This window comes from Petrachloros mirabilis, assembly GCF_975968855.1.
In genome coordinates, this window is the sequence record NZ_CDLUDY010000074.1 from 1 (window position 1) to 10042 (window position 10042).

Below are 10042 nucleotides of genomic sequence, written 5' to 3' on the forward strand. Positions count from 1 at the left end.
AGCCGCTGTTGCTGGATCAGCAGGGGCGTCCCGATGCACTCAAGTTCAACCTCTCCCATTCGCATGGACGCATGTTGATCGCTCTGACGCGCGCACAGGAGGTCGGAGTCGATCTTGAGCAGGTTCGCGAACATGCCAATGTCGTGAAACTGGCTGAGCGATTTTACGCTCCGGTCGAATACGAACGGATCGTGAGTCACGCCGGTTTCGAGCGAGTACGATCGTTCTATCGCTATTGGGTGGCAAAAGAAGCGGTGCTCAAGGGGCAGGCGATTGGCCTGAAGTCGCTCCAACAATGTACAATTGTTTCCTTCGGGGGGGAGTACGAGGCGGTCGCGCAGGTTGCTGAAGGGTCATCGCTTTTATCCGGATGGACAGTTCAATGGCTCGATTGTGGAAATGAATGGGAAGGAGCAGTTGCCGCCTGCGGAAAGGAATGGACTGTCGAGATTTGCTCCGCCTAGCTCGAGAAGTTTCCTTATTCTGCTCTCAGCGTCTTGAAAAAGTCCTTCAGTAATTGCTGGCTTTCCTGTTCCAGCATTCCTCCTGTGACTTCAACGCGATGATTCAAACGTACCTCGTTGGTAAAGTTCAGGACCGATCCACAGGCGCCGGCCTTGGGATCCCTGGCGCCGAACACCAACCTTGGAATGCGCGCCAGAATAATAGCACCGAGGCACATAGCGCAGGGTTCGAGGGTGACATAGAGCGTGGTGTTGATGAGTCGCCAGCTGCCGAGGAGTTTGGCTGCTTCGCGGATCACAAGCATTTCCGCATGGGCTGTCGGGTCCTGCCAGACTTCCCGATAGTTGTGTGATCGGGCGAGAATCTCGCCGTCGTGAACGAGGAGTGCGGCAATCGGTACCTCGTCCAGGGCGATCGCTCGGGCGGCTTCGTCCAGGGCCAGCTGCATGAAGGCCTGATCGCGTTCGTCTTGGGATTCTGGCGGGGTGTTCTTCATGCCGGCTATGCTCATCAGAATTGGTTGTAACGTCCCCCAATTGCGGGGTCAAGGGAGGCAGGGTGTTGAAATGAGTTGCGATTATTGGCTGATGAGATAAATAGATCCGGTCGGCCTGGTGCCGCCCCCGGCTTGTTCAAGACTGATTGCGAACTTCTTGGCACTGTAGAAATCCGGCATCCGTTTGACGAGGAGATGAGTCGTCTGACCGGCAGCCATGTGGAAGGTGCCGATGCTAACAGGCCTTTGGTCAATGGCCCATAGTTGGTAGGTCGTGCCGTTGGGGCACTCCGGCAGGTTGGCAGAATAGAGCCAGGCTTTCTGTGTACGGCCATCGTAGATCAACATGGCACTGGCCTGTCGCGCGATCTCCGATCCTGTAAGCGAGACGACTTTGGTATTTGGTTGCCGCATGAGAGTGGCGAGCTCGTCTTGCCGTACTCTCTCTCCTCCTCTTGAGGCAAGGTAGGCCTGGGCTGTTTCCAAATCCATCTCTTGTTGCATCAATCGATCTCGAAGCTCCGCCACATCTGAGATTCTTTTTTGAAGGTCCGCTTGAAGTCCTGCGAGGGTGCTATTTCGTACGCCGAGTTCACGTTGAAGGTTTGCCATTCTGTTTGCTTGCTGATGGATGGTGGCTTCAAGCTGAAGAATCTTTGAGGAATCAGCGGAGATTTGAGAACTATACGTCCACGCAAGATAGCCGCCAACTCCCACAACCAAGAACATCGCCAGGCCGATGGCCCATGGAAGGGATACCGAGCGAGCCGGGGCGACCGGAGGAAACAGATGATTCATCCATTCGCCAGGTTCAAGGCTCGGCTTGCTCGGTTCGTTCTGGCCGATTTCCATGCCGATCGGGTCGGGATTTCTAGCCGCCATGATCTTGGCCTTCAGGACCCTGGGAGCTTGCGTCGGCGATAAGCCGAAGGGGAGGAGCGAGGCGACAGACTGGAACTCCTTGAGCGCGAGATGACAGGATTGGCAGCCCGATAACAAGTGTGCTTCCAAGGCCTGGCGCTCTGTTCGATCGAGTGCCCCGGTTGCGTAGAGCGGAATGGATTCTTCAAGTTCTTCGTGCGTCATCCTGCTTCACCCGACTCCCAATACGTTTTCAGTGTTTCCCGCAGCTTTGACATACCCAACTTGATTCGGGTCTTGACGGTTCCAAGCGGTTGATTAAGCCGTGACGCAATTTCTTGATGGGAGAGGCCTTCATAATACGCCAATTCGATGGCTTGTTGCTGAGCCGGCGGCAGACTGGTCATCGCATTTCCCACGGCCATGCGTAACTCCTGGTCTGCCTGGGTTTCATATGGGCTCGGGCCCAAGTCGGCGATATGGGAAGTAGTCGTGTTCTCGATGGGCGACATTGCAGCCTTCTGCTTTGTACTTCGTGCACGCAAACGGTCGATGGCGCGACTGCGCGTGAGTGTGATCAGCCAGGCAATGGGTGACCCCCGTCCGACATCGTAGCGTGCGACTTTCCTCCAGACCTCCAGATAAACGTCCTGAAGCAGTTCATTGGCTTCTTCCCGATTGCCGAGAATGCGGAATGCCATTGTGTAAAGTAACGTACTCGAATGGTCATAGAGTTGGCCAAAGGCCTGCTGGTCGCCTTTCACGACATTGGCCAGCAGGGCCGGATCGATCCTCGAGGTGGCGCGTCCTGTGGGTGTACTCATGAAACTGCGTCGGACTCTGAACCGATGATGCGATCACCACACGTACGCCACAACTATAACATCTACGTGGAAATCCGCCAAAAAGATCTCTCCTTAAGTACTGAAGAATATTGATGAATATTCGCGCGGGGTTGCAGGTCGAATGGAGCGCTAGAAATAGCTCATGAGGTGTTTGGCAGCTTCAGAGGCACCCGTACAGGGAGGTGGCGGTGGCGGAGTGACGGTCTGCGTCAGGTTCTTAAAAGCAACCCGCCAGTTTCCGGCTACGAAGTCCTGTAGGTGCAATTCAATTCCGCGGCCGTAACGCTGCAAGTAGTTCACCAATGGGGGCTCGTCTGCAAAGTTGTACCGGCGGACATAGATGACAGGAAGTCCGAGCGTCACGGCTTCGACGATGGTTCCATATCCTGGCTTGGTCATGATGATGTCGGCGGACGCGAGAAGGGTTTTGAAGGAGAAGGGAAGTTTCTCGCGCGAATGGATTCGCGCGGACGGCTTAGGGGTAAGGCCATCGACAACGAATTGATAGCCTGCCATCTGGTCCATCGCGGCCCAGGGCAAGGACGGCAGTGGGACTCCTCCGAATGCAATGAGGACGACCTGTTCGTGTTCAGAGACACCAAGTAGCCTGCGAAGTTCAGAGCGGCGAGGTTGTGCCGGCTCGGCAATCGGTCCGATATCCAATACCCTGGAAAACGAAGGCATGGGCAGACCCGGTGCAATACGCAATGCGTGATCAGCCGAGCCGTACGATTCCCCGATCGTGGTGAGCAACGTGCGGTGGCGCGGATCGTTTGAATCGACGAAGGGCTCGAGGGCCTCACTCCAGGTAAAGTTGGCGAGACCGATAGTCGGGATGCCGGCTTCGTGTCCCGCGCAGAGGGCCAGGTATGGTGTGTCGGCAAGGACAACGCGTGGCCGCACGGCTTTCATGGCGATCATTTCGTCTGTGATCAACTGATCCCATTTCGCGTGAAACTCGAAATGAGATGTCCATGTCGCCTGCACGTCAATTTCCAGCGGGCCTTTCTGGATGCAACCGATGTCCTGCTGAACCGGTTGACGTTCCCAGGGAATCGACAGGCGATCCTGGAAAAAAGTGGACGGCACGGTGGTGCGGAGGATCGCTTTGAGGTTCGGGACCAGTTTACCCAGTTCGTTGAGAACGGGTACGGCTTGGGCGGCGTGGCCGTAGCCGTGAGCGGTGATGGCGGTCCAGATAAGGGGCACGAAGCGCCGACTCGCAGGAGAAGTTAGAAATTAGAAATGTCGGATTCCAACGGAGCGATGTTGTATTCCAGTTCCAGATCGAACTCATCCACGAGCTGGTTGTAAACCTTGGCGCCCATCTCCGTACGGACTTCGTTCATGACGAGATCGATCATCGGCGTTGCCTTTGGACCGAACTGTGTGATCGCTGACTCAATCCGCTGTTTGGCTTCTTCCAGTTTCACGAATTTGTCCTCCGTTCAGGCTAATCTCTGAAGCATCATCTGCATATCCGGCACAAGATCCCTGCCTCCATTAGAGCGCCCCGAGACGGCCGCATCGATGCCGGCTTGTAAGACGGGTTTGGCTTCTTCGTTTTTCCCCAGACCGATCAGCGCCCGCCCGAGTGCGAGATGAGAGGCCACATGCACAGGGTCAAGTTGCACAGCGACGCGCAGATGCTCGACTGCCTCATCGAGACTGCCGCCCTCTTGTAGGATTTTATTGCCAAGCCCGTAGCGTCCTAGAAAGCCGTTCGGATTTTTGGCCACCATTTGGCGGAATACATTGATATCCAATGACGCTGCTCCTTATTGGAGAGCATCTTACCACTGACGGTTTGATCCCGGCCAGGTGAAATAACGCAGGACGATGAACGAAGAAGGAGAGGCTAATCGGAAGCAGGCTTCTCACTAGGGAGTTGTGAGAGTGTAAGGGAGTCAGCCTCCAGTTCCGGGAGCCGATACCGGCGGTCGATACCGACGACTCGTTCCAGACAGCGCCGGGCTGAAATGTAATCGTGGCGACGATCGTAGAGGGAGGCAAGATGTCGGAGAACGGCAGCCTCGGCCGGTTCATTGCCGAGCTTGATATAGTGCTCTGATGCGTTGTTGAAGCAGCGCTCGGCTCTGGTCAAATCGTTTTGGTCGGAAAAACACTTTCCCATTTGACTGTAGGTAACGGCGAGCCCCTCTTCGTTGCCGACCATCCTGTGATAGTCGAGTGCGAGCGTGAAAGATTTCCCGGCCTGTTCCCATTGCCGCTCTCGTGCCTCCTGGGAGGCAAGATTGTTATACCGAATTCCGAGTGCCCGGTAGTCGTTCAATGAGAGGAGCAAATCTCTCGCTTCGAGATAATAGGGGCGGGCCTTCTCCGGATGGCCTGCGCCGATCTGCAAGTTGCCGAGGTTGACCAATGTATGGGCAACGGCGTGGGAGCTGCGTTCCGTTCGCTGAATCGACAACACTTCCCGGTAGCACCGCTCGGCGGCCTCATAATCATCCATTAAGGCACAGGTGTTGCCGAGGTTGCCGAGCGAGTTAGAGAGTTCAGACAACCTCTTGCCTTGGCGGTCCTCCTCCACCGCGGCTTCCCACGCTGCCCGGGCTTGGACAAGGTCTCCACGATGGAGATAAATCCGTGCGCGGTGTTTGTGATCATCGGCCATGAGCTACTGAAATGTCGTACGGCTCATCATTCGATGAATGACGATGCACGTGTCACGAAAGTCGTGCAATGCTAGTCGCCGCCCTTAGGTGTGTCTCGTCGAAATTCCGATTCGATCTCATCCTCTTCATCCAGCCCCAACCCCGCTCTAAAGGATTCATGCAACTCTCTGACGCAGGCGATATCGCGCTGATCCTTGTTGTCCGGGGAGGCCAGGTAGGATTCGGACAATTGGATTCCTGTCCGAAAGTGATGAGCGACGGTTTCTTCCGTAACCTGCTGCCAGGTGATGTAGATGCAGAAAGCCTGGAAGAAGTGGGCGTTGGGGTAACGGGTTGCCAGAGCGAGCAATCCTTCGTACGCTTCGCGCGCTGCCGATCCGGCGGTGGAAGAAAAGGTGTCCTCCAACTCGACGGCAGTACCCCAGTCCGAGCCGAGTTCGGCTTCGGCTTGTCTGAATGCGTTCCGTGCGGCAAGGGCAGGGTCGAATTGCATCAGCGAATTCTTGTGTCCTGGTGCACCATACCTCCGGAATCGAAGCGAGATCAATGGCGTAAGCCGTGAGGCCGAGAGGGAAGTACATTTACTTTTCTTTTCCGGGGTCTGTAGACTTCATGTTCAGAACCATAATATGCAACAGCCAACTCCCACCAGCGGTACGAAACCTGTCTCGCCTGACCCCGTTGATACAGTGATTCGCTACCACGTCCAGACAAAGCATCACTTCAATCGTTATGCGCGGTCGCTTGGTTTTCTCGACTGGGTCAATCAACCGGATCCCTTTCGACGATTTGAAGGGGCGCCGCTTATTCCGTTTCCGTTGCTGAAACCGGATGAGGAGCCCCTTTCTCCCACTTACAGCGCGATCTATGAGCAGGGCGGAGTGTCTCCTCTTCCGGTCACGATACGGACTCTATCGAGATTCTTTGAATTTGCTCTGGCGCTCTCAGCGTGGAAACGGGCTGGGGAATCGGAATGGGCGTTGCGCAGCAATCCGTCCTCCGGCAATCTCCACCCAACGGAAGGGTACCTGGTTGTCCCGGAAATAGAAGGACTGCAACTCGAGCCGGGGTTGTATCACTACGCGCCGAAAGAACACGGGCTGGAATTGCGCGCGTCGTTTCCGGCAACGGAACTCACTCGACTGCTTGCTCCGTTTCCGCCCGGCGCCTTCTTGTTCGGCTTGACGTCGATTCATTGGCGCGAGGCCTGGAAATACGGCGAGAGGGCGTTTCGGTACTGTAATCACGATGTCGGTCATGCGATCGGCACGGCGCGGATCGCGGCGGCGACGCTGGGATGGAATATGACGCTGCTCGATGGAGTGGCACAAAATACGGTGGCGTTGTTGCTGGGCACCAATCGCGTCGCAGACTTTGCCGATGTAGAGCCGGAACATCCGGATTGTTTGTGTGTGATATGGCGGGAGACGGCTGGCGGGGGGCAAGAGACAATCGGCGGCAAGAGGGGCATTCCGTTGTTCGTTAATTCCGGCGTGGTGGAAGAATTGGCTGGTAGCCGCTGGCACGGGAAGGCGAATCAACTGAGTAGGGAACATGGAGTGCATTGGGACATTATCGACGAAGTGGCAGAGGCCTCATGGAAGATCCCGGGGGAGGAACAGTTCGTGCCGCCTGTAGGTGCCATGAAATCTTCTCGAAATCCAGGTTTCCCGGTTTCAGGTTCTCAGTCGGCGGGTCAGATCATCCATCAACGACGGAGCGCCGTCGCCTTCGATGCCAGGACCGCTCTCCCGGCTGCCACGTTCCTTCAGATGCTTCAGCGGGTAATGCCGGAGGCGGACCGTTCCCAATTAGAACGACCGATGCCATGGGATGTCTGGCCGTACAATCCGGCGATTCATCTCATGTTGTTTGTGCACCGTGTCGACGGTCTGACGCCTGGTCTTTATTTCCTCCTTCGCGACCAAAGGAAATTCCCGGTCATTCAACAAGCGATGAATCCCGAGCTGACATGGACGAAGGCGCCCGGGGTTCCGGAGGACCTGCCTCTTTACTGGCTGCTCGAAGGAGATGCGAAGCGCCTGGCAACCCAGGTCAGTTGTCATCAGGACATTGCGGGCGACAGTGCCTTTTCTCTGGGCATGTTGGCGGAGTTCGAAAGGCCCTTGCGGGAGCGGGGAGCTTGGTGGTATTCACGCCTGTTCTGGGAAGCAGGACTTCTCGGGCAGGTGCTCTACCTTGAAGCGGAGGCGGCAGGGGTAAGTGCTACCGGCATCGGCTGTTTTTTCGACGATCCCGTTCATGAGATCGTGTCAGTGAAGGGATTGAGCGTTCAATCTTTGTATCATTTTACGGTCGGTGGTCCTGTGGAGGACCGGCGGCTCATGACCTTGCCTCCCTATTTTCATAAACAGGAGAGAGGCCAGGAGTAATGGTAGCGAAGGAAAGATATGTTTAAAATCAAAAAGAAAGCAGAGAAAATTAAACCAACAGTTCTCTATAACATTATCGAAGATTATTCAGAATTTGATGCGCCGGGAAACGTGACGGCTTGTGCGATGACGCTCACAGAGGATCTCCCCGGTCATGCCAAGATTCTTTCTGAAAGCTACGACGTCCCGCTTGAGACTATGACCAATCTCCTCACCGAGGGCGGGGTTTATGTCTATCCTCAAGAAGAAGGTTTGCTGACGCGTGGATTGTTTGCCTGCGCCGTGGACCAGACCGGGGCCAGCCCGAAACAGACGTTTACGTTAGACCTCATGCAATTTGCCGAGGCGGAGCAACTGTCACGGGCGAGGTCGTGCTCATTGCTCGATTCCGCCAAGGAAACGTTCTATCGAACCCTACCGGAAGAGTTGAAAACGAAGCTCCAACAAAAAAATCTTGGGTTGGACTATCGCATGATCGATCGCGCCGTCGCGAAAGGCGGGGATATCAAGTACATCGATTTCCGGAAAGATTGGTCGCCGCACTTCAAACGCCTCTGTATTATGCCGGACGGGCGGCTTGTCGAAACCGGAGGGCTGGAGGAATTTGCTCAATTGCACGGCATTACGATCGCTCAAGCCAAAACCTTGGTGGAGCAGGGAGGGACGCTGGAAGTGGGCGATGAAGTCCTGGCCTGTCAGATCGTGAACGGCCAGCCGGCTGTTGCGCGGTTTACTGCAAAAAATTATGCAAAGGCCAAAGAACTGGTGGCGGCGAAGGGCGTCCATATTATGGACGCCTTGAGCGAGGTCGGCTACAACGATCCGGCGATGATGCGCGGCCTTGTGCGCAAAGAGCTGACCGGAGGCCGATGAAGCGCGCCGCTGTCGTGATGTGTCTCGCTTGTTGGGTAATGTCTTGTGCCCCGAAGCCGATCCTGTACCCGAATGCCCATTATAAGGAGGTGGGGGCGGATGCAGCCGAGCGCGATATTGAGGAATGCAGTCAGATGGCGAAGGATGCCGGCGCAAGTCCACGCCAAGGCAAGGGAGGACAGGTAGCCGGAAGCACGGTAGCCGGTGGGGCGATCGGCACTGCCAGTGGTGCCGTCGGCGGAGCGGTTGTCGGGCATGCGGGACGGGGCGCAATGGTCGGTGCAGCCAGTGGAGCGACGGCGGGATTTTTGCGAGGATTATTCAGACGGTCACCGCCCAGCGCTGCCTACAAACAGTTTGTGCAACGTTGTCTCAAGGAACGGGGCTACGATCCTGTCGGATGGGAATGAGTTGAAAAAGCGCGACGGGAGGATCTTGCCTACTTTGCCAGTTCTTCGTTGACTGCTTCCACCAGCTTGGTCAGATCGAATGGCTTTTCAAATACACGGCGGGCCCCGAACAATTTCGCGACGTCGAGAAAATTGCGGTCGCCCTGGGCACCCGTCATGGCGATGACTTTGGCATCGACGTATTCACGCGTGAGTTGAAGCGTGGCCTCCAGCCCGTCGGTTCCCGGCATCAGGATGTCCATCAATACGAGATCGACTTTGTTCTTCTGATACAGCTCCAAGCCCTCGCGCCCGTCTTTGGCTTCAAGAACTTTGTGGCCGGCTTTTTCTAGGACATCTTTGAGGAGATTCCGAATGGAATCTTCGTCATCAATAACCAGTATGGTAGCCATTGTGTGCAGGACTCCTTGAATTGTTTGAATACTACCCGTCTTCGTTCAACCTGTCTAGCGAGAAAATGTTGCAGAAATACCACTGCTCAGACACGGAGAGAAAAAAGGTTGACCGGTCCCGGTTCATTTGGTAGAAACTTTTGCCTCTGCTACGTAGCTTCCACAGTCGAATTGAAAAGATATCCATGCAACAAGCTGACTCATATTGGACGCGTCGCACACTCTTGAAGACCTCCCTCGTTGGTCTTCTCCTCCTGAGCGGGAGGTTCTTTACTCCTGCATTGGCACGCGCCCAGGCCGAAGAATTTCCGGATGGCGAGCTCGCCATCTATAACGTGCATACGAATGAAAGGCTTCGTGTGCGATATAGGGATGAGAAGGGGCAATACGATCTGGAGGCGTTGGACGACCTCAACCATATTCTGCGCTGTCACCATACCGGAGAAGTGGCCACTATCGATCCCAAGGTAATTGAACATCTCAATCTCGTGCAAAAATCAGTGGGGGGCAGCGGCGAAATCCACGTGATCTCTGCCTACCGATCTCCCGAGTACAATGCGCTGTTGGTCAAAAGAAGTCGGAGGGCGGTCAGGCGCAGTCTCCACGTTGAAGGGCAAGCCGTGGATTTTTATATTCCAGGCGTCCGTCTCCGGGAGATCCGTCGAGCCGCC

14 protein-coding genes are annotated in these 10042 nt (G+C 55.6%); 5 read left to right on the top strand and 9 right to left on the bottom strand.

Translation table 11 applies throughout. The features are described 5' to 3' along the window. Positions 1-464, top strand: a 464-nt coding sequence (locus ACWVCN_RS03140; protein ID WP_455244058.1) for a 4'-phosphopantetheinyl transferase family protein, incomplete at its 5' end; no start/stop codon positions are given. 14 nt (positions 465-478) lie between these two features. Here ACWVCN_RS03140 and tadA read toward each other — a convergent pair. From tadA to ACWVCN_RS03180, 8 genes are all read right to left on the bottom strand, one after another. Beyond that, complete coding sequence (tadA, locus tag ACWVCN_RS03145; protein WP_455244059.1) at positions 479-961, bottom strand: tRNA adenosine(34) deaminase TadA; 483 nt, start codon at positions 959-961, stop codon at positions 479-481. An 81-nt stretch (positions 962-1042) separates the two neighbouring features. After that, positions 1043-2047 carry an anti-sigma factor domain-containing protein gene (locus tag ACWVCN_RS03150; RefSeq protein ID WP_455244060.1) on the bottom strand — a complete coding sequence of 335 codons (1005 nt, stop codon included), beginning with the start codon at positions 2045-2047 and terminating at the stop codon, positions 1043-1045. Next, on the bottom strand, positions 2044-2646 hold the full coding sequence (locus ACWVCN_RS03155) for a sigma-70 family RNA polymerase sigma factor (protein ID WP_455244061.1): 603 nt from the start codon (positions 2644-2646) through the stop codon (positions 2044-2046). Before ACWVCN_RS03155 ends, ACWVCN_RS03150 begins: the two co-directional genes overlap by 4 nt. Before the next feature lie 150 nt (positions 2647-2796). Next, positions 2797-3876: a hypothetical protein gene (locus ACWVCN_RS03160; RefSeq protein ID WP_455244062.1), complete on the bottom strand. Its 1080-nt coding sequence runs from the start codon at positions 3874-3876 to the stop codon at positions 2797-2799. 23 nt (positions 3877-3899) lie between these two features. Continuing rightward, positions 3900-4100: a hypothetical protein gene (locus ACWVCN_RS03165; protein ID WP_455244063.1), complete on the bottom strand. Its 201-nt coding sequence runs from the start codon at positions 4098-4100 to the stop codon at positions 3900-3902. A 15-nt stretch (positions 4101-4115) separates the two neighbouring features. Further along, positions 4116-4433 (bottom strand): tetratricopeptide repeat protein, encoded by a 318-nt coding sequence (locus ACWVCN_RS03170; RefSeq protein ID WP_455244064.1) that lies wholly within the window; start codon positions 4431-4433, stop codon positions 4116-4118. Positions 4434-4525: 92 nt separating this feature from the next. After that, positions 4526-5302 (bottom strand): tetratricopeptide repeat protein, encoded by a 777-nt coding sequence (locus ACWVCN_RS03175; RefSeq protein ID WP_455244065.1) that lies wholly within the window; start codon positions 5300-5302, stop codon positions 4526-4528. 71 nt (positions 5303-5373) lie between these two features. Continuing rightward, positions 5374-5796 (bottom strand): hypothetical protein, encoded by a 423-nt coding sequence (locus tag ACWVCN_RS03180; RefSeq protein WP_455244066.1) that lies wholly within the window; start codon positions 5794-5796, stop codon positions 5374-5376. A 136-nt stretch (positions 5797-5932) separates the two neighbouring features. Between ACWVCN_RS03180 and ACWVCN_RS03185 the strand changes: the two genes are divergently transcribed. From ACWVCN_RS03185 to ACWVCN_RS03195, 3 genes are read left to right on the top strand one after another with little or no spacing between them, the layout of a single operon-like run. Then, complete coding sequence (locus ACWVCN_RS03185) at positions 5933-7696, top strand: SagB/ThcOx family dehydrogenase (protein WP_455244067.1); 1764 nt, start codon at positions 5933-5935, stop codon at positions 7694-7696. 18 nt (positions 7697-7714) lie between these two features. After that, positions 7715-8569 carry a hypothetical protein gene (locus tag ACWVCN_RS03190; RefSeq protein ID WP_455244068.1) on the top strand — a complete coding sequence of 285 codons (855 nt, stop codon included), beginning with the start codon at positions 7715-7717 and terminating at the stop codon, positions 8567-8569. Beyond that, positions 8566-8979 (top strand): glycine zipper family protein, encoded by a 414-nt coding sequence (locus ACWVCN_RS03195; RefSeq protein WP_455244069.1) that lies wholly within the window; start codon positions 8566-8568, stop codon positions 8977-8979. The genes ACWVCN_RS03190 and ACWVCN_RS03195 overlap by 4 nt, the downstream gene beginning before the upstream one ends. A 29-nt stretch (positions 8980-9008) precedes the next feature. On the opposite strand, the gene ACWVCN_RS03200 is transcribed toward ACWVCN_RS03195, so the two are convergent. Beyond that, positions 9009-9371: a response regulator gene (locus ACWVCN_RS03200; protein ID WP_455244070.1), complete on the bottom strand. Its 363-nt coding sequence runs from the start codon at positions 9369-9371 to the stop codon at positions 9009-9011. A gap of 185 nt (positions 9372-9556) precedes the next feature. Between ACWVCN_RS03200 and ACWVCN_RS03205 the strand changes: the two genes are divergently transcribed. Further along, positions 9557-10042: YcbK family protein (locus ACWVCN_RS03205; protein ID WP_455244071.1), on the top strand; the 486-nt coding region annotated here is incomplete at its 3' end.